Here is a 782-nt window from a genome sequence, read left to right as displayed (position 1 = left end):
CCATTACTCTTCGGATAATTTTACTCCGGGGCCGTGCGGCCGTTCAATCTGGCCTCACAGTAGCGATTCGCAGTAAAAATTAGCATTATTTCCTAAGCCATCGTCTAGATCCGAGAATGTCCCGTTTCGATCGCAGCGCGCACCCGCCGATAAATTGCTTAAATTACATCAGCTCGATGCATTCAGCCATTCCAAACCGGATAAAATCCTTTCTTTAATCGTCTTTGCATCCTCGATGACCCCATGGTCATTATCCAACAGCACAGTTTCAGGATCACTTAGATCCAGAACGAATTTAGTAGAAAATTCCATTCCACCGTCACGCCCCTCAACCAAAATAAAGCAAGGATCTGAAACTCGCTCCTTCAACCGGTCCATTTCCTCTTTGTTATAGCAGCCTATCCCGATATCAACAGCTTGAATAGCGATCCAACCATCCCGCACACCACCCGGCTCCTCGACGACATATCGCTCACTAGATTCTCGTCGCATCCGACCAATATTCTTGATAAAGTCGCCGACACAATCAGGGAGAATCGAGGAATCGACGATTAGTAGGAATGTGTACATCAACGAATTCCCGATGAATTGCTGTGCGCCACCCTAGTATTTTTACGCCCGCCCGGGAGAGGGCATAGGGCGTGGCATCGAAAACCACTACCTTTTCCAGCAGTTAATCCATCGTTACTTTTTTATCAGCCTGGCGACTTCGGACCTAAGCATCTCATCGTCAAATTCATACTCCTCCCTTGAATCATCTGAGTTATATAAGTCCGCAGCAC

1 protein-coding gene is annotated in these 782 nt (G+C 47.2%); it reads right to left on the bottom strand.

The genetic code is table 11. The features are described from left to right. Positions 1-168 precede the first annotated feature (168 nt). Positions 169-570, bottom strand: coding sequence for a hypothetical protein (locus AC1DS3_RS39185; RefSeq protein WP_441635989.1), 402 nt, complete (start codon positions 568-570; stop codon positions 169-171). Between the last annotated feature and the right edge of the window lie 212 nt (positions 571-782).

The sequence above is a fragment of the Cupriavidus sp. 01L46 genome, assembly GCF_056399905.1.
Note: the sequence above shows the minus strand (reverse complement) of the source record. Positions and strands in the feature narration are given on the sequence as shown.